Source organism: Pseudoalteromonas sp. OOF1S-7 (genome assembly GCF_022347765.1).
GTDB lineage: Bacteria > Pseudomonadota > Gammaproteobacteria > Enterobacterales > Alteromonadaceae > Pseudoalteromonas.
The window spans coordinates 164,972-190,610 of record NZ_JAKRFZ010000008.1 but is presented as its reverse complement, the minus strand read 5'-3'; the positions used below and the strand labels follow the sequence as shown (position 1 = coordinate 190,610).

Annotated in this window: 18 protein-coding genes; 6 read left to right on the top strand and 12 right to left on the bottom strand. The window is 48.0% G+C overall.

The genetic code is table 11. The features are described from left to right. Positions 1–55 precede the first annotated feature (55 nt). Together MHN33_RS13495 and MHN33_RS13490 are read left to right on the top strand one after the other, a co-directional pair. Positions 56–868, top strand: coding sequence for an alpha/beta hydrolase-fold protein (locus tag MHN33_RS13495; RefSeq protein ID WP_239398485.1), 813 nt, complete (start codon positions 56–58; stop codon positions 866–868). 188 nt (positions 869–1,056) lie between these two features. Continuing rightward, on the top strand, positions 1,057–2,136 hold the full coding sequence (locus MHN33_RS13490) for an esterase-like activity of phytase family protein (RefSeq protein ID WP_239398484.1): 1,080 nt from the start codon (positions 1,057–1,059) through the stop codon (positions 2,134–2,136). Positions 2,137–2,250: 114 nt separating this feature from the next. Here the strand turns inward: MHN33_RS13490 and MHN33_RS13485 are convergent, their stop codons facing one another. Then, positions 2,251–4,755, bottom strand: coding sequence for a GH92 family glycosyl hydrolase (locus MHN33_RS13485; RefSeq protein ID WP_239398483.1), 2,505 nt, complete (start codon positions 4,753–4,755; stop codon positions 2,251–2,253). Positions 4,756–5,955: 1,200 nt separating this feature from the next. Here MHN33_RS13485 and sbcB point away from each other — a divergent pair. Further along, on the top strand, positions 5,956–7,407 hold the full coding sequence (sbcB, locus tag MHN33_RS13480; protein ID WP_239398482.1) for an exodeoxyribonuclease I: 1,452 nt from the start codon (positions 5,956–5,958) through the stop codon (positions 7,405–7,407). Between the two features lie 41 nt (positions 7,408–7,448). On the opposite strand, the gene MHN33_RS13475 is transcribed toward sbcB, so the two are convergent. The 8 genes from MHN33_RS13475 to MHN33_RS13440 form a co-directional block, all read right to left on the bottom strand. After that, the gene (locus MHN33_RS13475) at positions 7,449–8,618 is read right to left on the bottom strand and encodes a cystathionine beta-lyase (RefSeq protein WP_239398481.1); all 1,170 of its coding nucleotides are present in this window, start codon (positions 8,616–8,618) and stop codon (positions 7,449–7,451) included. Between the two features lie 27 nt (positions 8,619–8,645). Beyond that, positions 8,646–9,590: an NAD(+) diphosphatase gene (gene nudC / locus MHN33_RS13470; RefSeq protein WP_239398480.1), complete on the bottom strand. Its 945-nt coding sequence runs from the start codon at positions 9,588–9,590 to the stop codon at positions 8,646–8,648. Positions 9,591–9,705: 115 nt separating this feature from the next. Beyond that, positions 9,706–10,500, bottom strand: a complete 795-nt coding sequence (nagB, locus tag MHN33_RS13465) for a glucosamine-6-phosphate deaminase (RefSeq protein ID WP_239398479.1) — start codon at positions 10,498–10,500, stop codon at positions 9,706–9,708. Positions 10,501–10,769: 269 nt separating this feature from the next. After that, positions 10,770–11,891, bottom strand: coding sequence for a DUF5009 domain-containing protein (locus tag MHN33_RS13460; RefSeq protein WP_239398478.1), 1,122 nt, complete (start codon positions 11,889–11,891; stop codon positions 10,770–10,772). Positions 11,892–11,953: 62 nt separating this feature from the next. Continuing rightward, positions 11,954–13,072, bottom strand: coding sequence for an N-acetylglucosamine-6-phosphate deacetylase (gene nagA, locus MHN33_RS13455; RefSeq protein WP_239398477.1), 1,119 nt, complete (start codon positions 13,070–13,072; stop codon positions 11,954–11,956). A gap of 3 nt (positions 13,073–13,075) precedes the next feature. Beyond that, positions 13,076–13,987, bottom strand: a complete 912-nt coding sequence (locus MHN33_RS13450; protein ID WP_239398476.1) for a BadF/BadG/BcrA/BcrD ATPase family protein — start codon at positions 13,985–13,987, stop codon at positions 13,076–13,078. Positions 13,988–14,585: 598 nt separating this feature from the next. After that, positions 14,586–15,428, bottom strand: a complete 843-nt coding sequence (locus MHN33_RS13445; protein WP_239398475.1) for a 2OG-Fe(II) oxygenase family protein — start codon at positions 15,426–15,428, stop codon at positions 14,586–14,588. 179 nt (positions 15,429–15,607) lie between these two features. Then, positions 15,608–16,720 (bottom strand): response regulator, encoded by a 1,113-nt coding sequence (locus MHN33_RS13440; protein WP_239398474.1) that lies wholly within the window; start codon positions 16,718–16,720, stop codon positions 15,608–15,610. A 108-nt stretch (positions 16,721–16,828) separates the two neighbouring features. Here MHN33_RS13440 and MHN33_RS13435 point away from each other — a divergent pair, with 108 nt between their 5' ends. Beyond that, positions 16,829–20,707 carry a PAS domain-containing hybrid sensor histidine kinase/response regulator gene (locus MHN33_RS13435; protein WP_239398473.1) on the top strand — a complete coding sequence of 1,293 codons (3,879 nt, stop codon included), beginning with the start codon at positions 16,829–16,831 and terminating at the stop codon, positions 20,705–20,707. A gap of 77 nt (positions 20,708–20,784) precedes the next feature. On the opposite strand, the gene MHN33_RS13430 is transcribed toward MHN33_RS13435, so the two are convergent. Beyond that, positions 20,785–21,471, bottom strand: coding sequence for a DUF3334 family protein (locus MHN33_RS13430; RefSeq protein WP_239398472.1), 687 nt, complete (start codon positions 21,469–21,471; stop codon positions 20,785–20,787). Between the two features lie 125 nt (positions 21,472–21,596). On the opposite strand from MHN33_RS13430, the gene cmoA reads away from it, so the two are divergent. Both cmoA and cmoB read left to right on the top strand, forming a co-directional pair. Beyond that, complete coding sequence (cmoA, locus tag MHN33_RS13425; RefSeq protein ID WP_239398471.1) at positions 21,597–22,322, top strand: carboxy-S-adenosyl-L-methionine synthase CmoA; 726 nt, start codon at positions 21,597–21,599, stop codon at positions 22,320–22,322. Between the two features lie 10 nt (positions 22,323–22,332). Further along, positions 22,333–23,301, top strand: coding sequence for a tRNA 5-methoxyuridine(34)/uridine 5-oxyacetic acid(34) synthase CmoB (gene cmoB / locus MHN33_RS13420; RefSeq protein ID WP_239398470.1), 969 nt, complete (start codon positions 22,333–22,335; stop codon positions 23,299–23,301). Positions 23,302–23,524: 223 nt separating this feature from the next. On the opposite strand, the gene adk is transcribed toward cmoB, so the two are convergent. Then, positions 23,525–24,169, bottom strand: coding sequence for an adenylate kinase (gene adk, locus MHN33_RS13415; RefSeq protein ID WP_010385354.1), 645 nt, complete (start codon positions 24,167–24,169; stop codon positions 23,525–23,527). A 364-nt stretch (positions 24,170–24,533) separates the two neighbouring features. Beyond that, the gene (locus tag MHN33_RS13410) at positions 24,534–25,433 is read right to left on the bottom strand and encodes an EamA family transporter (protein WP_239398469.1); all 900 of its coding nucleotides are present in this window, start codon (positions 25,431–25,433) and stop codon (positions 24,534–24,536) included. Between the last annotated feature and the right edge of the window lie 206 nt (positions 25,434–25,639).

Genomic DNA, 25,639 nt, shown 5'->3' with positions numbered 1-25,639 from the left:
GCAAACTGAAAACAGGGTTAACATTTGTTTTTTATTCAGACAAAGGAAAGCCCTGATGACCCGATTACTCTTAATATTAATTGGTTTTATGATCTGCTCAGCTGCGCTTGCAAAAGGTAAGGTACATTCAAAGCCGATGGAGTTTGCCAGCACCTTGACGTTTAAATCTCAAATACTGCAACAAAACCGCACGGTAAACGTATATTTACCTGCAGGATATCACGAGAACACACAACAAAAGTACCCGGTTATATACCTGCTGGACGGCTCAAAAGATGAAGACTTTATCCACATTGCCGGGCTGGTTCAGTTTGCCAATTTTCCGTGGCTGAATGTTCTGCCACCCAGTATTGTTATTGGTATCGGCAATCAGGACAGAAAACACGACTTTACAACTTTGAGCAACAACGCACTCGATAAACGCGACCTGCCAACACAAGGCGGCGCCAAATCATTTATTGCTTTTATAGAAAAAGAATTGCGCCCGCTGGTCGAGCAACGCTATCGAACCAGCCAGTCAAATACGCTGATTGGCCAGTCTCTGGGTGGGCTACTTGCCTGCGAAATTCTTTTTCACCATACATCCCTGTTTGAACACTATGTGATTATCAGTCCCAGTTTATGGTGGGACAACGAGTCACTGCTCGCCACACCATTCAGTCCCGTCAGCCTGCCTAAATCTGTCTACATTGCCGTCGGTAAAGAAGGTAAGGTCATGGAACGCGTTGCAAAGCAGCTACATGACAAAATTGCCACCAGACTTGAAAATAAAGCACAGTTGCATTTTCGCTATTTCGAGGAACTCGACCACGGCGATACTTTGCACCTGGCTGTGTATGATGCGTTTAAACAGATCCAGTACAAGTAAAGTCGGTCAATCGCAGCGCTGAAAAACACCGCTGGTGCCCCTTAAAACCACAAATACCAGAACAGAGCTATACGCTCTGCCTGACTTTGCCGTTTGTGAACGGTAACGTGTTTTATCGACTTTGTGATGCAAACTTCATATTACCTGCGTATATTGGTCTGTCCTGAATTTTTGAAGTAAAGATCTTTATGCGCAGTTGTTTATTCCTAACCTTACTGGCCCCTTTTTTCGCAAACTCAGCCGCTATGCAGCTTGAGTTTTTAGATGAATTTATTGTTCCTCCTGACTTGCGCGTTGATGGAGATAAAGTCGGTGGATTGTCCAGCATTGAATACACCCGCGGCCGCTATTTATTGATCGCCGATGACTCTAAAAAGCCACGATACTTTGAAGCCAATATTGCAATTAAAGGTCAGAAAATTGAACAGGTTCAATTCACTAAGTCTCTGCCGCTGGTAGACCAAAAAACCAACTCAGGTGTGGTTGATCCCGAGAGCCTTCGGGTGGCTCCGAATGGTAAAGACATTATATGGACCAGCGAAGGCAGTATTAAATATCACCATGCGCCTGCCATTTTCATGCAAACCGAACAAGGTGTGGTGAACTTTACACTGCCTGAGATGTTCAATATCAGTAAAGCGTCCGGACCCAGACACAATGCCGTCTTCGAAGGGCTCACCGTAGCCCATTGCGGCCAAGGCATTTGGGTGTCTGCCGAAGGCGCACTCAAACAAGATGGTGAGGAGTCCAGTACAGAGCATGGCAGCATAGTGCGTATCTCTTATTTTGATTTTGCCTCGAAAAGCATGCAAAAGCAGTTTGCCTATTACCTGGAGCCCATGGTCAACCGCCCAGAAGCAAAACCTGATGCGTTTCGCACGACCGGTCTGGTTGAGATATTACAGCTAAATGCGCACCAGTTTCTTACCATGGAACGTTCATACACCTCAGGCATCGCAGACGGTGGCAATGATGTCAGCATTTACCTTATTGATATCAAAGAGGCAACCGACACCAGTCTACTGGCTTCGCTAGAACAGCAGCATGTTCGCCCTGCCCGCAAAACTCTGCTGTTAGATATGGCCGCGGTGAAACAGCAACTGGGCTCAAAACACATTGATAACCTGGAGGGCATGACCTTTGGTCCTAAACTTGCCAATGGCAATCCGAGTCTGCTGATGGTGTCGGATGATAATTTCAACGTGCACGGCAAACAACTGAGTCAGATCCTGCTGTTCGAGGTGAAAACACCCACGCCCGCCCAATAGCCCCCTCACAGAAAAAAGCCCCGACAGTCAATACGGGGCTTAAATATGAATGCTGACGGAGCCTGGTTACAGGCCCACCCTGCTCAGGGTTAGGTACCCCTGCAACCTATGCCATTACTGCGTTACCGATCCATAGCTTGGCGGTCGATTTTCCATCGCACTGCCAAATGCTTTGTTTGGCGTTTCACTTAAGCTGAAGTCCAGCGTAACCGGTTCATTGATGTAGATTTCATCAATCCAGCTCTTCAAAGTGGCTTGACCGTTTACCTTCAGCGCATCGATATAAATGTGCTCATCAGAAGCCTGCGGCGCGTTCAGGGTTAAGTTACCTATGCTCGCGCGTTTAAACTGAGGGCTGGACAGCACCAAATCTGCACGACCCGGATATTTAGGGTAAAGCCCCAGACTACTGAATACATACCAGGAAGACATCTGGCCCAAATCATCCTGCCCCGGGATCCCATCCGGCGTATCCAGCCACAGCTGCTTCATTGTCTCACGCACCGTTTGCGGTGTTTTATATGCTTCTGCGGTATGCAGATACATCCATGGAGACAAAATAGACGGCTGGTTAGATACATCGGCAAATTCAGCCGAGTCGCGATACAACACCCAGCTGCCATCTGGTTTACGGAAATGGCTATCCAGCCTTCGGCTCATTGCCTTTTCACCCCCCAGGACTTGTGCCAGGCCCGCACCATCATGGGGGATCATCCATAAATACTGCGCCGGGCTGCCCTCAACAAACAGGTGACCTGAAAAGGGATCAAACTCGCCCTTCCAGCTGCCATCTTTGCTGCGCCCCTGGATATAGCCCAACGACTCGGTGGCAGTGGGATTATAGATATTGCGCCAATACCCGGCTTCAGTTGTAAAGCGAGAAGCATCAGCCTGCTTGCCCAGGCGCGCTGCCAGCTGAGCCAATGAAAAGTAACTGGATGCCTGCTCAAGCGTTTCTGATGCGCCTTCCCAGCTGTTCGACTGTTCTGAGATATACCCGAGCTGCTGCCATTGATCTAACGACGGCTTTTGCCCGCGACAAAACACCGGACAGCCAGTTGCAGACAAGTCAAACTCAGTGGGCTCAGTCGCAGCTTTACGCAAAGACTGATACGCCCCGCTCACATCAAAGTCATCCGCACCAAATGCTACAAAGTTCGCAATCGCTATTGTTGCAGGGTCGCCACTCATCACGCCTGTAGCCCCTGCATTGTGCGTCCAGCGGTCCCATACACCGTTATACTGGCTCGCCTGATTAAATAAGGACTGGGCAATGTCACTGCCACGCTTTTTATCCATCAGGGTGACCAATTGCAGCTGTGAGCGGTATACGTCCCAGCCTGAGAAGTTGGCATATTGGTGTGTTTGGGTGCCTTTTATGGTATGAACTCGCTGATCGAACCCAGCATACTGTCCATTCACGTCTGAAAAGACATTGGGATGATACAGACTATGGTACAAGGCGGTGTAGAAAACTCTGAGCTTACGGGTGTCGTCTGACTCCACTTTTACCTTAGACAGCTCGTTTTCCCAGGCCACCTGCGCGCCCTTGCGCACCTGGGCAAAGCTCTGCCCGCTCTGCTCTTTTTTGAGGTTCTCTCTGGCATTATCCAGGCTCACATAGGAAATACCAACGCGCATTTGCACGGTTTCGCCCGAATCCAGATCCAGGTCTACCCATACACCTGAGCCTTTACCAATATCAGGCCAGCCGTTATCACCATACCCCATACCACCTTTTGCCGAAGCTTGCCCTTTGAACACATTGCCGTCTTTCCAGGCACCTGAGCCTGAAATGGGCTTATCGAGCTTAGCGACAAAATGCAGCGTGTAGTAGTCTCTTTGGTTGTGCTCGCCAAGGTAACCGCAAAAATTTCCTGACGTCACATAGCCTGTTACCTCGCCCTGTTGCGCATCGACCTTAACATACGCGTCACCACTTCCTAATTGTGAGTAGGATGTTCTGAACAGTAACTTGGCGTTGTCTGCCTGCTCATAAGTAAAATTAGCAATCCCCGTGCGGGTGGTTGCCGCAAGCTCAACGTTAACCCCGTTGTCTAACCCAACCTGATAATAGCCAGGAACAGCGGTTTCGTTATCATGGCTAAACCCGGCACTGAAATACGCATTAATGGGATCGGTTGCGGGAGAAAAGGCCACGTCTTTGGTAAACGGCATCACCGGAATATCGCCAGATGCCCCCAGACACCCGGTTCCGGATAAACGCGTAAAAGAGAAGCCCTTCACACGGCTGGCCTGGTAATTATAGCCACCCGGAGAAACAGGTACGCGTTTTTTCTCTTGCAGAATTTTTTTCGAGATCCCCTCAGACTCTGCCAGCAGATCTTCTGTATACGCATGCTCAGGACCAAAGTTAAACATACCAAATGGCACCAGCGCCCCCGGTGTTACATTACCGGCTTGCCTGTGATTAAACGGCCCCTGAGTACCAATTAAAGGATCGACATAAGACACAACATCAGTGACATAGTTAGATGATGCAGATATTGGCGCATCAGCATGTTGATTTAGCGCATTCGGCGCCTGTCCACAGGCAGTCAAAATGGCTGACGACAGAGAAACGACTGCCAGATGCCTGGCAACTTTATTTTGATTCATTATTGATTCCCACCCAAATGGATCGTTCCAATTTTAATATAAAAGTGTTCTGGATCGCCGGTCACAGTGCCACTCTTTTTGGTACTTGTACAATTTTAATGCGCTGACTTAAAGGTTATAAGCGATAATTTGCATTAAAAGCACTTATTTTTCAGGCATCACAATCGCTGCTCACATCTGTAACGCAGATACTAATCCAGTAGCTGTACCTTGAAAATTTTGTTGGTACGTCCTTTTGTAAAGTAAGATACTCTCAGGCACCTGCCTTCGTGAATTACACCATCTTCGAACTGCCTATTGGCAAAGAAAAGCTGGCCGGTGCCTACGGCACTGTAGCTAAACGTCACATTATTTAACGTAAAAGACTCTGTCCGGCTCCTGGTTTCTGTAACACTGAAATTGTAAATACACCCTTCTGTGGTTCTAAACTTACTGCGCTCTACCTTGCTTTTATAACCTGCAACTTCCAGGTAATTTGTCAACTGAAGCAAAAATATCAATAACATAAAAATGGCATATGAAATCAAAAGCTGTCTACTGGATACACTCAGTAAGTCACTAAAAATACTTAATAAGAAGGGGACTTTGTAAAAAATAAAAAGCACCAGGATATAAGGTATAAACCACACAAATAGGTCGATGTTTGGATCGAAATTACTTTCAAAATAAATAGGCATGTTTTACTCAGGAATACATTTCTAATTTAACTGGCCATAACTGGTTTCGACAAACTAAGCTATTTGTGGTTACGAATTCACCCAAACTGGCACAACGTTAGCCGGGTAATTACCGAGTTTCCGTCGAGCACTAATCCATTCAGTGGGTGACACCGTAAGGTAAGATGTCATTTTCAAGCATAATATCAAACAGTTCAAGCCCCGATATATATCAATGACTGGCATGAACAACTATGCTAATTACCTGCCTGAACACCACCAAATCACACAAGACTACTCACAGCACACCAGAGCTATCCCGTTTACTCTCATCCCATCACTATGAGACAATAGCGTAACGACTTAGATTTCCAGACTTTTGAGTTTGTACAAGCCTAAGCAGTATGCGCATTTATATACACACTGATTGAGTTCGGTACACGCAGTGATACACACACTTAGGTTTCAAAACCGCAAACTCAAAATCATAGCCTGCTGCACTGTATAAGAATAACAGGTTGATTGAAATAGGATTTATAGCCTAATGGCGACACAAGAACTAACTGATAATATCCCGACAATTTACTGGCACGATTATGAGACCTGGGGGGCCAGCCCGCAGAAGGATCGGCCGAGTCAGTTTGCCGGGATCCGTACCGACCTGGACCTGAATATTATAGGCGAGCCACTGATTGAGTATTGTCGTCCGGCGGCGGATTATTTGCCTCAGCCGGAGGCCTGCCTAGTGACCGGGATCACGCCGCAACATGCGCTGAAACATGGACTGCCGGAAAGTGAGTTTATGGCCAGGATCTATCGCGAATTCAGTAAACCCAATACCTGTGTGGCCGGTTATAACAGCATTCGTTTTGATGATGAGGTGACGCGCTACAGCCTGTATCGCAACTTTTATGACCCCTATGAGCGCGAATGGCAAAATGGCAACAGCCGCTGGGATATCATTGATTTAGTGCGTGCCTGTTATGCGCTGCGCCCCGAAGGCATTGTATGGCCAGAAAAAGAAGATGGCACGCCGAGCTTTCGCCTGGAAGATTTAACCAAGGCCAATGGCATTGAACACGCCGATGCCCACGATGCATTGAGTGATGTCACCGCAACCATTGCGCTGGCAAAACTGATCAAAGAAAAACAACCGAAACTGTATCAGTTTTTCTTCTCACTGCGCGGTAAAAAAGCACTGGCAGAGCTGATTGATGTGTTTAATATGCAGCCGCTGGTGCATACCTCTTCGCGTATTCCGGCCTCTCAGGGGTGTACCAGCTGGATTGCGCCGATGAGTTTTCATCCGGTGAACAAAAATGCCGTGGTGTGTTTTAACCTGACCAATGACCCGCAGGTACTGCTGGATCTGTCGGTGGAAGAACTGCGTGCGCGCTTATACACTAAACACAGCGATTTGGGTGACGACGAACTGCCGGTTGGCCTGAAACTGGTTCACCTGAACAAATGTCCGATATTAGCGCCTGCAAAAACTTTGTTACCAGAGAACGCTGCCCGTCTGGGGATTGATCGTGAACAGTGTCTGGCACATCTTAAAATTCTGAAATCGCACCCGGAACTGCGCGACAAGGTAGCTGAGGTGTTTAACGATCAGGGCGATTTCAGTGACACCACTAACCCGGACTATCAGCTTTATAATGGTTTTATTAGTAAAGCCGACAAAGCTAAGCTGGCCATTGTACGCGAAGCGCCGCCGCACGAACTAGGCTCGCTAAACCTGGAGTTTGAAGATCCTAAGTTCCACACCCTGCTGTTTCGCTATCGTGCCAGAAACTGGCCGGAAAGCCTCTCTGCCAGCGAACTGGAACAGTGGCGTAAATACTGTCAGAATAAACTGATGCATGGCGAAGACAATCCGTCGATTAATGCCCAGGACTTTATGATCACGCTGGAGAATCTGGTGTATGAACATGAAGGGAATGAAAAGAATCTGGCGGTACTCAAAGCGTTATATCATTACGCCCAGAGCCTCTAATTTGGCATCAAAAAAGGCGGTGACTGCTCACCGCCCTATTATTACAAACTCTCCTGATAAACCTTGAGCGCCTGCTCCAGATCGGCAATCAAATCTTCCACATCTTCCAGGCCTATGTGCAAACGGATCACCGGACCGTACTGCCAGCCAGTCGTGCTCCGCAACGGTGCCATACTCGCATTGGCCGTGACCAGGCTTTCAAAGCCGCCCCAGGAAAAGCCCATTTTAAAGTGGTGCAGGCTGTCGAGGAAGCGGTTAATGGCCCTGCGATGGCCCTCTTTCATCACCACAGAAAACAAACCATTACTGCCGCTAAAGTCGCGCTTGAAGAATTCATGACCAGGGCAGCTTTTTAGTGCCGGATGACGTACGTGGTCAACCAGCGGGTGGCCCGCCAGCCAGTTAGCTACTTGCAGTGCCGATTTCTCGTGTTGTTGCAATCGCACTGGCATGGTGCGCAGCCCGCGCAATGCCAGATAAGCATCGTCCGCCGAAGTACACTGGCCAAGCAGGTAAGAGTTTTCGCGCAGCGTTGGCCACAGGGTTTCGTTTGCTACAGCCACACCCATCATCACATCAGAATGACCAACTATGTACTTGGTCGCAGCCTGAATGCTGATGTCTACCCCATGTTCCAGCGGACGATAATGCCAGCCGTTGCCATAGGTGTTATCCAGCATAGTGATAACGCCCTTCGCTTTGGCAGCTTTGACCAGGCTGGGCACGTCCTGTACTTCCATGGTGATGGAGCCCGGAGACTCAAGAAACAGAACTTTGGTGTTATCCTGAATGAGCGACTCGATATCAGCGCCAATCAGCGGGTCATAATAGGTGGTAGTGATCCCCAGCCCTGCCAGGATCTTGTCACAGAAATCTCGTGTTGGCTCGTAGGCGGTATCCACCATGAGCAGGTGATCACCGGTTTTCAAAAAAGACAACAGCGCCTGCGAAATAGCGGCTGCGCCGCACGGATACAGCGCACAACCTGCGCCACTTTCCAGTTCCATGATGGCGTCTTGCAGCGCGAAGTGTGTGTTGGTGCCACGACGACCGTAAAATAAGGTGCGTTTGCCGCGTTCGGAAATGGCTTCCTGCATATCGGCAACGGAATCAAAAACAACGGTCGATGCGCGCTGCACCACCGGATTAACAACGCCCTTGGTGTACTGGGTTTTGCGGCCAGCGGCCACCAGTTTGGTATTCTTCTTCATAGTGTGCTCAATTTTGGACTAAGTGCATCATTGCTGACGCCAGTATTCAACCAGATATCGGGAGATAGAATCTGGACGGGTGAGTTTGTATCCCGGTACATCGTCTCCCCATTGGGCAAATCCGTCGAGGTCTTCACGAGAGAACCACTCGGCCTGCTCCAGTTCATCCTGCTCAACAAAGATGTCAGTGCTTTTTGCTGTTGCAATAAAGCCTAGCATAATCGATGACGGAAAGGGCCAGGGTTGAGAGGCCAGGTAGCGTACTTCGTCAACCTCGACCCCTGCTTCTTCTTTCACTTCACGGATCACCGCGCGCTCCAGAGTTTCACCCGGATCCACAAAGCCCGCCAGCGTCGAAAAAACGCCTTCGGGCCATTGCGCCTGACGACCGAGCAGACAGCGTTCAACCCCATCTGGAAAGGTGTGTGTGACCAGCATGATCACGGCCGGATCGGTACGGGGAAATGTCATATGACGACATGCTTTATCGTTACACAAACGTGCATGCCCGGCTTCCACGGGACGATTTGCACTGCCACAACGGCCACAAAAACGGTGTGTGTTATGCCAGTAACAGAGCCCGCGAGCCAGCACGCCTACCGAGGCCAGCTCGGTGTCCAGCTTTGGACCTATGGTACGCATGTCTTCGAAATGGAATGTCTGATCAAAGATTTGCTCTTCAAAACTCACATCAATACAGCCCTGAAGCAGCTCTTGTTCGACTTCGCTGACGTCGAGCGCAAAATAGCTGTGTGTGTCGTCGATGCCCAGAAACACGGCTTCGGCACGATCAAGTGTATCTACCTGAGACTGAGACAACAGGGCAAGCTCACGCTTATCGCTTACAATCAGGTTTTTATTATTCCATACCAGCAACCAGCGGCTCTTGTCACCATACTGGCCAAGCAACCAGTTGGGATCTTTTCGCTCAGCCGAAGCCCTGTTCAGGTTCATTTGCGTGTAATGCAGCACGACGTTCATCCTTTTCTTGTTCTTTGACGACACGCTAACATAGCTGGCCCGAATGCCAATAGCTTTGCGGCAAAAAAAAAGCCCTTACGGGCTTGAACTACAGTGTGAAATCACACTACAGAGAGGCAAGATATTCCTGAAGCTTTTGGTTCTCAGCTTCAATGTGCTTGTAGAATTCAATGTCTTTCAGCTTGCTGGCTGCGCCTTCATCGAGCACAATCACAGCGTGGCGGTGCATTTGCAGTGCAGATGCAGGACAAGCGGCGGTCAGCGGTCCTTCAATCATGGCGTGTACAGCATCGGCTTTATTTTCACCGGTTGCGAGTAAAACCACTTTTCGGGCATCCAGAATCGTGCCGATCCCCATGGTGATTGACAAGTGAGGCTGGTATTCATCGGCCGCAAAAAAGCGTGCATTATCGTCGATGGTGGCTTTGGTCAGGGTTTTAACCCGAGTACGGGATGTCAGACCTGATGATGGCTCATTAAAGCCAATATGACCATTACGACCAATACCCAGTAGCTGAACATCGATGCCACCGGCAGCAACTATCTGCGCTTCATATTCTTTGCAAGCTTCAATTGGGTTTTTAGCATCACCCGGCGGAACATGGGTATTGTCTTTGTTGATATCGATGTGGTTGAACAGCTGCTCGTTCATAAAATAACGATAACTTTGTGGGTGTTCGCCATTCAGACCCAGGTATTCGTCCAGGTTAAACGTTTTGGCTTTGCTGAAACTGATGGTGCCTGCCTGGTTACGGTTTATTAGTTCCTGATACAAAGCAACTGGCGTTGATCCTGTCGCCAGTCCTAGTACAGAGCCTGCGTTACGTGCTAACTGCTGAGTGAAAATATCGGCACCATATGCCGCAACTTCTGCTGCGCTTTTTAGAATGACTATTTGCATAATGTAAGGCTCAAGATTGTGAACAAACAGAAAAATGGGATCTGAACCTTGCTCTGCGTGCAATCAAAACAAGGTCAGATCAAAACCTAACTGGGATACACTGTTTAGGTTATTACCATTATGACAACGCTGTCATTATTAGAGAAAAAAACGTGCTTGTAAAGTAAAAGTGATAAAAAAATGTACTTTTTTTATAGCCAAATAAAAATGGCCTGTTGAACAGGCCATTTTCAAAGTCTCAAAAAGCAAAGGCACCAAGTATCACTTTGCTATACACTCACAATAATCTTACGTTTGTACATCCAGTGTAATACCAGCAGCTGAACCGCCAGCAAAGCACACACACTGGCCAGTGCCTGCCAGTGCTCAGGTGCCGCATTGATGATGCCACCAAACACACTGCGACTTATAAAAGCCCAGTCGACCAGGCTCGATGCCAGATAAATGATAATGGAATTGGCACCGATGATCACAAATGGATAAGCCAGTTTCTGACCATTGAGTATATCGACCAGCACAAAGAAAATGGCAAGGAAAATAGCACTCCAGCCGACTGTCACCAGTACAAAGGAGCTGGTCCACAACTCTTTATTTACCGGGAACTGCAGGTCCCATAACCAGCCTAGCGCCAGACTAATGATACCGGCAAAAAACAAGCGTCCTGCAACCTGCCACTGACCAAGCTTATCCGCCTGAGCAATCAACTGACCGGCAAACACGCCTGCAATGGCGTTAACTATGGCCGGAAAGCTCGACAAAATCCCTTCCGGATCAACCGGGCGGTTTTGATAGGTAATACCGGGTAACAATGCCTGATCTGCCCAGGCGTTCCAGCTGCCCGCCGGCGTAAGCTCACCCGCACTGCCGCCGGGCACAGGAATAAAGCAAAGTAAGACCCAGTACGCCAGCAAAATCCCAACACCGGTGAGTGCCGTTGTCTTCAGGCTACAATGCCATACCAGCATGGCGCAAAAGAACCAGGCGATGGCAATACGCCCTAACACACTGGCGTAGCGGATCTCACCCAGGTCGGCCGGTATACCTGTGCCCCAACCATGATTGTATAAAACTCCAAACAGGCACAACAGACCCAGGCGCTTAAGCGCTTTTATGTAAATAGGCTTGCGCTCTGCCATGGGCAAATGATCTATGCGCTTGGGCCTGAGCCCCATTGCAACACCAGATAAAAAAATGAATAAGGGGAAAATCAAGTCATAAAAGGTAAAACCATGCCAGGCACTGTGCAGCGTCTGTGCTTCGAATATCTTCCAGCCCTGCCAGCCGGTCAATATAAATAACGCCGCAAATATGGACTGGCCACCGAGGATCCAGAACATATCCATGCCGCGCAAAGCATCAAGTGATGCCAGTCTTTTCTTATTATTTGCCATATACTACCTACATAAACAAAAAATCCCCGCTAAACTGCAGCGGGGTTTTTTACCCAGGGAAATTATACGCGTTGCCCGTTAATAAAGGTCTGCAACACATGAAGACTGTCATCGAGCACAATAAAGTCGGCATCCGCGCCATCTATCAGACGCCCTTTCTTCGCCAAACCTAAATACTGTGCCGGGTATAAGGAGGCCATACGCAATGCTTCTGATAAGGTCACATCCAGCGTATTGACGCTGTTACGTACCGCGCTGGCCATATCCAGCACACTACCCGCCAGCTCGCCTGTGGTTGAGTTCAGCCTGTCACCGGTGCGGATCACCTTACGACCATCAAAGAAGTCGAACTCCTGATCATCGGTGCCGACCGGCGGCATGGCATCGGTTACCAGCATGATTTTGCCACGCTGTTTGCTGCGAATTGCCAGTCTGGCCGACGCCGGGTGAACATGGTGACCATCGACAATCAAACCGCACCAGGCGTTATCGTCCCACAGTGCAGCGCCCACCACACCCGGCTCACGGGAGGTATACGCCGACATGGCATTAAACAGATGAGTAAAGCCATCGGCCCCCACTTCCAGTGCGGCCATGGTGGTTTCAAAGTCAGCATTTGAGTGACCAATGGATACTTTCACACCCAGCTCGACCAGGCGCTTGATGTCGTTCAGTGGTACGGTTTCCGGTGCCAGCGTCACCATTTTGATGCCCAGATCTTGACGGGCATAAATTGCAAACTCGCGCTCTGAGATCGGGCGAATAAACTGCTCGCTGTGTGTGCCTTTCTTAGGATGAGACAGGTGCGGGCCTTCAAAATGGATCCCCGCTACACCGGGCTCGTTGCCCGCAATCGCCTCGGCAACCGCGTCTGCCGCCTGCTCCATAATGGTTATCTGATCCGTGATCAGGGTTGGCATCAGGGCGGTTGAGCCAAATTTTGCATGGGCTGTGACAATAGTCGTCAAACAGGATAAAGACGGCTCTGCATTCAAAAAGCCACCGCCACCGCCATTTACCTGGACGTCAATAAACCCAGGCGCCGTAATGCCTTCAAGTCGCGTTACGTCACTACCTGACGGATGTGATTCAAAGCGAAGCTGGCCATTATCAACAACAAACTCTACTTCGTTGTTAAACTGTGTGCCGTCAAACAAACGGCGGGCTATATATCTGATCATGTATTACACCAAATGCTCTGATTGACGTTGAATACTCTGCATTGCAAAGTAGATAGCACCCATTTCAGGTGGCTGTTTTGGCAGCTCGACGTGCTTTGCCACCTGTGGATCTAACCATTGGTTTAACGGCTCAGACAAGCCGCCAATCATGGATAATCTGGGCGGTTTATTCTCAAGTAGTTTACGTGCAAGCCGACTAATGTAATCGGCACCAGTTTGAACAATCTCCAGTGCAAGTGCATCATCGGCTTTTGCTGCATCCAGCACATAACGCGCCAGCTTGGCATAGCTGCTCGAAGGCTGTCCCGCCATTTGCTCGGCAATGCCCATCGCCGTTTTGGTGTTAAAGTGCTGCAGAAAAATCTGTGACAACGCCGTATTTGGCCCAAGACCATCTAAGTCTAACAATACCGCTTTCACCGCTTCCAGGCCCATCCATGAACCACTGCCAATGTCGCCCTGAGCAAAACCATGGCCGCCATAATTGGCACTTTTACCATCTACCAAGACAAACCCACAGGAACCAGTTCCGGTGATGATCACTGCGCCGTCTTCCCCTTCATGTGCACCAATGCATGCCGTATGCAAGTCAGTAGTCAGAAACATCTGTTTAAATGGGTGATCCCAGCGCATAATTTTGTCATATAAACTCGGTAAGTTTACGCCTGCGAGGCCTAAGCCGGCATTGAGTTCGTGCACCTGCTCTACTCTGAGTCCAGCATCCTGCAATGCTAGCTGAGTCGAAACCATGATAGACTCTAAGGTTCTTTCAAATCCGTGTAGCGGGTTCGCTGGACCGCCAAGACCAGTGCCTAGTATGCCATGTATTGCAGAGTATATGGTGGCACGACATTTCGTTCCTCCACCATCAATACCTATATATAACTGGTCATGTTCAACCTGTTTAGCCATCATGTAGCGACCCCTAAAAGTTGTGATTGGTGCCTCCTCATTCAAAGGCAACCGGTATTCAGTCATGTTGATTTGATGTTACACAACAAATGACAGCGTTGTCATTAAGTTTTTTATTATTTTTTCGCAGTGTGAAAAATTTTAATATTGCATACTTTTGCTTAATTGTCAGAAAAATTTTTGCAAGGAACTGAATATTGTCCTTTTTCTGTCACAGACTTCTGTCTATTCAGACACCAAACATCAACCCTTGTCACGTCATATTGCTGCAATTAGACAGCACGAATAAGTCACTCACAGCGTTAAAAATTTCTCATTTAGTGCCTATATCTTAGCTATAAGTTCACAAACTTCGCACCGCCTACATATATGAGGTGTCTCAGCGGTGGCATGACAGTGAGCGGTGTGACCAACACGATTTTATTGCCTAAAAGTGGAGCGCTTAATTAAACAAATTGACAAAAACGCAAAGTAAGCCTCTTTTATCAACAAAAACGGCGCTTTTGCGCCGTTTTTGTTGCTCTTTCGCTGACTTGATGCCAATCAGCAGCCAATGACCCCTGCTAACTGGTAATGCGCCAGCGCAATAAGAAAGCGATGGTTATTTTACACCCAGCTCTCTCAGGCGCTCTTGCAGGTAGCTATCAGCGGTATAACGCTCAGACAAAACCACATCCGGGCGAGGGTGCAGGAACAGAGGCAGTGAAATACGCGATTTATCACTGGCTTTACCGGTTGGATTAATTACACGATGGATGGTTGACGGGAAATAGCCGCCAGAGGCTTCTTGTAGCATATCACCAATGTTAATGATCAGATTACCGAAATCACAAGGCACATCTAGCCAGCTGCCGTCTTGTCTTTGTACTTGCAAGCCTGGTTCATTTGCCGCTGGCAGGACTGTTAACAGGTTGATGTCGCCATGTGCTGCCGCACGGATAGCACCCGGTTCCTCGTCACCCGTCATTGGTGGGTAGTGCAAAATACGCAGTAGCGTCTGCTCAGAGTCTTTGATCATATCTTTCAGATCAATAGAGAACTTGGCTCGCACATCTTCCGGCGCTTCAGCCTGCACCCAGCTTAACAACTGCGCTGCAAACTCGTTGGCAAGACGATAGTATTCACGAATTTCTGCATCAAGCTGCGCGGGCACGCGACCTTGTGGATAGACGTGGAAGTACTCTTTAATATCTTTAACGGTGAAGCCTTTTGCAACTTCAGAGACATCGGGCGGAAAGTAGCCGTCTTGTGTTTCTTTATTAAATAAAAACGCATGCTTTTCTTCTGAGTTAAAGAATGCTTGCCAGTTTTTATAGATAGACTCGACCAGTTCCTGAGGAATTGGGTGGTTTTTTAGTACACCAAAGCCCGTTGAGCGCAGAGATTCAACAAATTGTTTCGCCGCGTCAGGCGCTTGATAGTCAACTGTAGGTAGCTGTTGCATAATGGTTCCACCGATATATTAACGTGACTTAAATTCAAGAAATTAACTGCAACTCGAACATTGAAAATTAACTTTTTGAATTAAGATAAAATCTTGCTCGCGAGCTTAGAGAAATCCACCGCTTCAGATAAGGACTTATGTCCGCCCACACTATCAATTATCCCATGGCTTGACCCAGATCAAACGGCCTCTACGGGTACTGAAATCTGCCATTGAAGACCCTCCTGATGATTCTGTACGCAGTAGCTGCCCTTCAATGCACTCACAATTAAATTTGCCGCCACCGATGCACTGAGTCCGACATGCCCGGTATTGCCTCTTTTTGTCGTGACAAATGGCTTCAGCATGTCCTCTTGTGAAATTCCGTCCAGCCCTAGCCCATTATCCAGATAACTGACAATGAGTTTTCCCTCTTCTATATGAAGGTTGATCGTGACTTGTAAGGTTCCTTGCTGTCGGCCATGAGACAACGAGTTAGTGATCAGCGTGTCTATCACGGATGCCAGCAACCCTCCATCAAACAAGGCCACAAGGTCCTGATACACCACGATATTCAACTCAAGTGGTTTATCCGCCCAGGCACATTGTACTTTTTCGGCAAATTCAAGCAGGCTCACCCGGGTTGGCGACACCGGACACTCAACTCGGGCAATTTGCTTCACCATAGATACGAACTTGGCCACCCGGGTCAGGTTCCTCTGACTTAGTTCAAGGCTGATATCACATTCTTTTAGTTTGTCTGTGAACATTGCGGCGTCCGCCCTGCCCGCTTTCAAAGTATTTGCCAGCTTATTCACCGTATCTGCACAATGACTGACTGCCGTGATGGCGGTACCCAGCGGGGTATTAATTTCGTGAGCAACGCCAATGACCATTTCGTTCATTACCTGAGAGAGCTGTTGTTTTACCGCGCTTTTTTGTGCATCCAATAGTTTGATCTGAGTATCCACTCTGGCGAGTATCTCGGCTGGAATGAAAGGCTTAGTAATATAGTCATTGCCACCGGCATGCAATGCTTCAACAATCCAGTCGGTGTCGCTATGAGCGCTGACAAAAATAACCGGAATATGACTGGTGTGTTTATCAGCCTTCAACAACTTACACAGCTCAATGCCTGAAGTACCGGGCATTTTTATATCTGTGATCACAAGTTCGGGCGGTTTACGCTGGATAATGTTCAACGCAATCTCAGCATTAATCGCGGCAAGTACTGTATGTCCTTGCTGACGCAGGATCAATTGCAGCATATGCAGATTTTCAGCAACATCATCAACCACCAAAATGTCTGCCATTCCTTTCTCCTCTATATCACTTTGCGTACTTTCAGTAAGCATAGCTTGAGAAATGACCGCACGCGACTATGGTTACTATGTTAGTAAACTCAACAGTGTGGCGTGTATATGGGTGTAAAATTTAGAGTGAATGTCGTGTTTGCAGTGATACTGTCGGTTTTATTTATTGCAGCGTTATTACTTTATCTCAGTTTTACTAATCTTGAATCCATAAACAAGAAATTAGACAACCTAAAAACCCTGACCACACTCTCTGCGAGCATAAAAGAACGTGCACAGAGCCATGCAATGCACCTCGCTTTGTACCTGAACGATCCTCAACCGGGCCAGCTAGAAAAGCTGGCGGGGTTCAGCGCATCGGAACTGACCGTGAGTATACCCGAGCAAAACACTGAACCTGGTAAAGAGCCTGCTGAATTGCTCCATGTCATCGCCACACTGCCTGTTGAGTCATCAGCAACTCAGCTGGCAGCAATCCATGGTGAGCTCAGTCAGCTTTTCGTACAAACCTACGTTGAGCTGACACAACCGCAGTCGGCTATTCCCGTGACATCGCGTTTTGATCTGGCAAGTTATCACGGTGCCCTACAACAAATTACCACCGAGCTCGCCCAACTTGAGGCGATACTCTCTGTGCAAGGCCGCCAGTTATTTGCAGCAAAGGACCAGCAATTTTTACAATTGAGCAAACTCATTCTGGGAGCGATTGGACTACTCAGCTTAGCCACACTACTGGCTGCCTGGTGGTGTAATTTTCGGCTCTTCGAGCCATTGAAACGCCTGTATCAGGCGCTGCATGATGCCAATCAAACCGGCAACACCCAGTTGCAGCTGCCCGAGCAGTTGGGCGCAGAACTCAGCGGACTGGCAAATGTGGTTGGCCAAATCTATGACAAACTTCACAATCGGGTCGAAATCGCCAAATTACGGGAAATGTTTAATCAAGGGATCCGACACAGTCGCGACCCTGATGAGTTGCGCCGCTTTGCTCTGGAGTTTTTCGCTACCTATTATGCTGCTCCCAGTGTGGCTATTTGCAACACAGATGATGATGCGCTGACCCCAATACAGACCATTGGCTGCCCGCCCTGTCTGGACAGTTTGAGTATTCAGTACACGCAATTGCGCCGTACCCTGACGCGCCAATGCTTGGTGTCCAGAGGTTCTACCTTTGAGTTAAAAGCCGGCGCCGTGGCCATTTCGATCAAAAGCGCGGCCTTGTATCCACTGATAGTTAATAACCAGCTCAAAGGCGCACTGTATATTGCCAGTGTGGATCGCTTCGACAGTGAGCAGCAAACAAGTATCCAACAATTATGTGAAGATCTCGCTATCCAGATCCAGTTGTGTGAAAACGCCCAACAGCAGCTTGCAGCGGAAAGCGCGCTTTCTCAGCACCTGGAGATGACGCTGCATATATTAAACGCCATTCCTAACCCCACTTATTACCGGGACACCCGGGGCACCTTTTTAGGCGTTAATCGCGCTTTTTTAGACTTTTTGGATTTGTTTGAAGCCGAAGTGACCGGTATGCGCATTCAGGATGTATTCGATGTATACACGACAAACTACCTGGAGCAAAAGTCTAACTATACAATAGAACGTCAGGCGCAACATCAGTTCGAACTCACTCTGAAAAATGGCCTTCAGGAATCCAGAGAGCTGATAGTGCATGAGGCGCCATTCTTTGACGGATTTAAAGAGGTCGGCGGTGTTGTTGGGACCTTTTTAGACATGACAGAGCGCAATGAGCTAGAACGCAACATGCTTGCAGCCAAAGAGCTTGCCGATAAAAATGCCAAAGTAAAAAGTGAATTTCTCGCTAACATGAGCCATGAAATACGCTCACCGATGAACGCTATTATCGGTATGGCTCATCTGGCACTCAATACACAACTCACTGCCAAACAGCGCAACTATGTTGAAAAAATAGATAACGCCGCCAAGCAGCTACTCAAGCTGCTGAATGATATCCTGGATTTCTCGAAAATCGAGGCAGGTAAAGTTGAAATTGAGTCCACCCACTTTCGGCTTGATAAGGTGCTGGACAATGTCGCGACCATAGTTGGGCTCAGGGCAGAAGAAAAACAATTAGAGCTGATCTTCGATATCCATCCGGATGTCACCAATGACTATATTGGCGATCCTCTGCGCATCAGTCAGGTTCTCATCAACCTGGCTGGTAACGCCGTTAAATTCACAGAACAAGGCCATGTGACAATCAATATCAGCTACCAGAGTGAAGACGAGCAAGGTGCCCGACTACTCTTTAGTGTAATAGATACTGGCATAGGGTTAAGCAGTGAACAGCAAACCCGGCTGTTCCAGTCCTTTTCTCAGGCCGATACCTCTATTACGCGTAAGTATGGCGGCACTGGACTGGGCTTGACCATTTCACAGCACCTGGTGAAGCTTATGGGGGGCGAAATTTTTGTTGAGAGTGAGTTGGGTAAAGGATCAACTTTCTATTTCACTCTGCCTCTGCCCTTTGCCACGACTACCCGCCTCGTCAGTCAGCCGACTGATCATTTTAAAGACAAAATGGCTCTGATCGTGGATGACAATGCGTTGGCCCGAGAAGTCATGGCCGCTATGCTGAAAAAATTTGGCATCGCCTCTAAATTGTTTTCATCCGGCGATGCCTGTATCGAATATGTCTGTAATCAGCAGCCTCACTTTGATATTGCTTTTGTTGACTGGCACATGCCTCAAAAAGATGGCATAGACACTATCATGGATCTTCACGCCCACTCGCCTGCCAGCCAGTTTGCGCTAGTTACGGCATATGGCCGCGAATTGGGGCTCAAAGATGACCAAAAGCACATCATCTCAAGCGTTTTATTAAAGCCTATCAACCCTTCAAGTGTGTTTGACTGCTTACAGGCTTGTCTGGCACCACAGCCACAGCAACTCACTACCACCAACCCGACCAAGGATAATAGGCTGTCCGGGCTGACTATATTGGTGGCCGAAGACCAACCCGTTAACCAGGAAATTGCCGTTGAAATTTTGTCTTTCCATGGTGCGACGGTTGCGGTTGCAAATAATGGCCAGGAGGCGCTTGAAGCAGTGCAAACCTGCGCATTTGATACCGTGTTAATGGACATGCAAATGCCCGTTATGGATGGACTTAAAGCGACACGTGCGATCCGTAAACTAGCCGACATTGCCCAGCCCCCGATCCTGGCCATGACTGCCAACGCCATGCAGGCTGATATACAAGCTTGTCTCAGTGCTGGCATGGTTGGCCACATTGCCAAACCCATCGATGTAGAGAGTATGGTTGAAACCATTTTGGCCCATACTCAGCAGCAATCAGATGATGCTCGCCCGGCGTCTGTACCAGCTGAACGCCAGGAAACAGCCGAATCCAGTGCAGATGTTGAGAATTTTAGCTTTGAAGGCATTGATATTGACGCAGGTATCAACCGGGCAGCTGGCAACAAAGAGATGTACTTTTCATTGCTTGAGCAGTTTGTAAAACAGCAGATTGAAGAATTGATCAACCTGAAGCAAGCTATCACGATAGGTAACACGGAGCTGGCAGAACACATACTGCATGCTCTGAAAGGTGCCAGTGCCAATTTGTCTATGACATATCTAACCGACCAGTGTACCGCACTGGAATCTCAACTTAAAGATGACTGTATAGATACAAAACAGATCGATGGGTTGCTGGACTATATCAGGCAAAGTCATGCACACATTGGCCACTACCTTGATGCCAACACGATGCAATCAGGAGCAAAGACAGGCCTTACAAGTAGGAACTCAGATTCCCCATCACAGCAATCTGACGATGTTTTGATAACACTGGCGAAGGCATTGCAAGATTATGATGCCAGTGCCACTGAGCTGGTTGCTTCACTGCAAGCTGGCGCACCATTGCCAGGCGCAGTATTGGATGAGCTTACTACTCTAATTACGCAGTTCGAGTTTGAAAAAGCACACACATTGTTGGTGTCATATATCCCTCAGCACGCCTGAAAAACTAACCCTGTAGGATATGTCCCCGTATAGCCCTTCGTCAGCGGGCTATACGGTACAAAAGAAGGACGTCAGTCTTATAACCCGAGATCGGCCATAAAGTCGTCGTCTGCAACATCTTCTGCTGATGCTTCAGTTTTCTTAGCCGCCTCCGCTTTTTTGGTTCTCTGGCTGGCAATAATGTCGTCCGGATCAACGGCTTCAGTGATGTCGTAATCGTGCAGCTTAATGAACTCGGTCTTGTCCATGGCCAGCTCCAGATAGAAAATATTTTGGCCCTGAGTGGTAAAGGTCACGCGGCGCGCCTGCGGTCTGTCCATTGTGGTATCCACCGAGATCTGCACCTGTTTATTAATGGCCATCATTTTGGGCTGGTTCTGCGTGATTGAGGTATGAAGCTGCTCACGCACTTTGCTGGTAAAGTCGCCGACAATCTGGTTCATCAGTTCACCCATCACGTTGGATACGTCATCCGACAGGTGGCTTTGCGCAATTTCGTTTTCCGGCATGCCCATGGAACGCATATAATCCTGATAAACCTCCATTGCAGCCTGCGCGGTAAAGTTGGTGACAACCAGACCGGTAAAGCCCCCATCAAACAGGACAAAACAACCAATATCTGGACGCATACAGGTACGGGTGATCTTCTGTACCATGGCCGAGTAGGCAATCTGGTTGCCACTGGCCGAGGATAAAACCTCAGTCACTGAGTGACATAATGTGGATAGGATATCTTCTGTGCTGATCACTTTATTTTTCGCCATGTTGGTTCTCTAACTTACTTCTTATTGTTAATACTAGCCAAGCTACTCAATTTATCACTGACTATCTAGTATAAAATGCTAAAATAGCATGATTATTTTTTTGTAAGACAATTTGGACTAGCAGTGTGACGGGCAAAGACAGTATATATGCCACAGAGCAAGAAGTCAGAGACTTCACCTTCGACGCAAACGTTGTAGAAGTATTTCCGGACATGATCCAGCGCTCAGTGCCGGGTTATGCCACCATCGTTAGTACCATGGGTAAACTGGCAGGACAGTACGCTCAGAGCAATTCAAACCTTTACGATTTAGGTTGCTCACTGGGCGCAGTCACCCTGAGTATGCGCCGCAATATCGATAAAGAAAATTGCCGCATTATTGCCGTAGACAACTCCCAGCCTATGGTTGAGCGATGTCAGATACACCTGAAAGGCTTCAAATCAGACGTCCCGGTAGATGTACAGCTGGGTGATATTAACGAATTAGAGATCAGCAACGCCAGTGTGGTTGCCATGAACTTTACGTTGCAGTTTATCCCTCAGGCAAAAAGAGCCACTGTGCTTGAAAAAATTTATCAGGGGCTGAAGCCCGGCGGCGTATTACTGCTTTCGGAGAAGATCAAAGGTGAAAACGACATCAAAGATAATTTGTTGATTGACCTGCACCACGATTTCAAGCGACACAATGGCTATTCGGAACTGGAGATCAGCCAAAAGCGCACCGCCATTGAAAACGTAATGCGTACCGACAGCCTCAGCACCCACAAAACCCGCCTGGAACAGATCGGATTTGCCCACACTCAGGTGTGGTATCAGTGCTTTAACTTCTGCTCCCTGGTAGCGATTAAATAAGAGAACGACTATGAATTCCTGGTTTACCGATTTTTATGCCGCTATTGCGAAAAGCCCTCTTAGCCATTGGCTGGAAACGCTGCCGGCACAACTGTCTCACTGGCAAAAAGAAGCCCAGCACGGCGACTGGTCACAATGGGAGAAGGTACTTAAAAACCTCCCTGATTTACCTGCTGATCAGGTCGATATTGAGAACACAGTGTCCTTTACCCGTCAGGCGCCGCTCTCTGAGGGGCATCAGAAGCAACTGACACATCTGTTCAAACGCATGATGCCCTGGCGCAAAGGCCCGTTCCATATTCATGGTATCGACATTGACACCGAATGGCGCAGTGACTGGAAATGGGATCGTTTGTTGCCGTATATCAGCGATTTACATGGCCGCAGTGTACTGGATATCGGCTGTGGCTCTGGCTATCACCTGTGGCGCATGCGTGGCGCAGGGGCTGAATTTGTCGTGGGGATCGACCCCTCAGACTTATTTTTGAGCCAGTTCCAGGCCATTAAACACTTTAATCCGGACCCTAATGTCCATCTGCTTCCTTTGGGGGTAGAACAACTTCCCGATTTGAAAGCCTTTGATACGGTTTTCTCTATGGGGGTTCTGTATCATCGTCGCTCCCCCATCGACTTCCTGGCTCAGCTAAAAGCTCAGTTGCGCCCGGGCGGTGAGCTCGTGCTCGAAACTCTGGTCATTGAAGGTGATGTAAACACCGTTCTTGTGCCAACAGATCGCTATGCCAAAATGCGTAACGTCTGGTTTATTCCCAGTTGCGATGCGCTAGCGCTGTGGCTACAACGCGTGGGCTTTAAAGACATCAAGGTGGTGGATAAAGACATCACTTCTTTGGATGAACAAAGACGCACCGAGTGGATGCAGACCGAATCTCTGGCCGACTTCCTGGATCCGAACGATCCCAGTAAGACAATTGAGGGTTACCCCGCTCCGCTTAGAGCAATTATTGTCGCAAAAGCCTAATAATACCAATTTCACTTAATACATGCTCAATTTGAAGGAGCAAATAGAACGCTAACTGTGTTAAAAATTTTTCATTTAGAGCAACTAAATAGCAAAATTTTTGCCTCGTTATCGACCCTATTTTCTCGCCTCAAAATAGAGCTCTTAATTAAGCAAATTGGTATGCTCAAACACAAAAAAGCCAGCATCTACGCTGGCTTTTTCAATTTATGTGAGCTGTAAATTAGCCCAGCAGCTCAGCCAGTTGCTGGCTTACTGCTTCAACAGCCTGAGTACCATCCAGTTTGTGGTACTGAGTGTTGCCTGCATCTGCTTCCGACTGGTAGTAGCTTACCAGTGGCTTAGTCTGGTCGTGATAGATACCCAGACGCTTACGTACTGTCTCTTCGGTATCATCGGCACGAATGATCAAGTCTTCACCGGTCTGGTCGTCTTTGCCTTCTACTTTAGGCGGGTTGTACACAACGTGATAAACACGGCCAGAAGCCGGGTGTACGCGACGGCCGCTCATACGCTCAACGATGATTTCGTCAGCAACGTCGAACTCGATAACGTGATCAACCGCAATGCCGTTTTCTTTCATTGCATCTGCCTGAGGAATAGTACGCGGGAAACCGTCTAACAGGAAACCATTCGCACAGTCTTCTTTTGCAACGCGCTCTTTTACCAGACCAATGATGATGTCATCAGATACAAGCTGTCCTGCATCCATCACTTTTTTGGCTTCCAGACCCAGTGGCGTACCTTCGCTGATCGCAGCGCGTAACATATCACCCGTTGAAATTTGTGGAATACCGTACTTTTCCATTAGAAATTGAGCTTGAGTGCCTTTACCTGCACCCGGCGCGCCTAGCAAAATAATGCGCATAGTGTGTTCCTCGTATGTGAGTTATACCAATTTCACTTAATACCTGTTCAATTTGAAGAAGCAAATATGACGCTAACTGTGTTAAAGATTTCTCATTTAGAACAACTAAATAGCAAAACCTTTGCCTTGTTATCGACCATATTTTCTCGCCTCAAAAATAGAACACTTAATTAAGCAAATTGGTATTAACTGGATTTTAATTGTGTCGAATTTTTTCACATTGGGCAGGGATACTCAAGGGACTTAGACCAATTGTCTAGCGCTGATTGCAACAAGGCGAACAAAATTCGCACACCTTGTCATAATATTTGAATTGGCGCGGCAAATTGCTCAATTTACCCCCACCTTTGCCCAGGTCTCATTATCAGCTGGCTTTTCGCTTTAACCCAGTTCTGGCAGAGAAAAACAAACACAACCGCTCGCCCAGAACCGAAAATGTCAGGCCACTGAGGATCACGGCACCGCCAACCAGCTCGAACAGGCTTATCTGTTCATCCAGGATCACGCTGGCCCCTATCATACCCACCAAAGGGATCAACAAAGCGAACGGCGTCACTGCCGCAGCGCGATGTTTGCCAAGTAACCAGCCCCACAAAGCAAACGCCAGCAAGGTAGAAACAGGCCCTACATAGAGTAACGCTAGCCAGGTTTGCGCACTGGTATTTTGGATAAGTACAACCGGTGCATTACTTTCAAGATTATAAGACAAAACGAACAAAGGCAGCGGTGCGACAGCGCTGACCCAGACCATAAAATGCAGTAAGTTAACTTGCTTCAGCTGCTTCATAATGAGATTAGACACGGCCCAACTCAAAGCCGCACACAGGATCAACGCCACGCCATACAAAGTGACACTGCCCGTCTCGCTCAAAAAGAACATACCAAACCCACTGCACGCAATGGCCGCACCGGTAACCTGAAAACGACTTGCCTGTTCTTTCAACACCAGTGCACTGAGCACAATCGTAAACACCACCTGAGCCTGCAGTAATAACGATGCAATGCCCGCTGAGGCATCTTTTTCCATTGCCACAAACAGCAGGCCAAACTTAATCACACCTAGAAACAAGCCAACACCCAGTACATGCCACACCGGCGTCTTGGGAAAGGGAATAAAAAATATGGCGGGCAGTGCCACAATTAAAAAGCGTAAGCCAGAGAATAAAATAGGCGGTAACTCGGCAAGGCCCAGTTTGATCACTGAAAAGTTAATCCCCCACACCGCCACGACCAGCAGTGCACACAGAGTGCTTTTAAAATCCATATTCCCTTCCTGACCTAACGACTTTTTCACCCTAATTCGGGTCCAATGCAAAGCATCACGCTAACATAAACTTCACCGCAAGAGCAAAACGGGTCACGCCATTTATTTCTAATTTTGAAATAATCATTTTAATTACTGCCATTTTTAACTAAAAAGGTACATTCATGTAAATTTACCTGATTAGTAGACAAAGCAATGCAGTAATT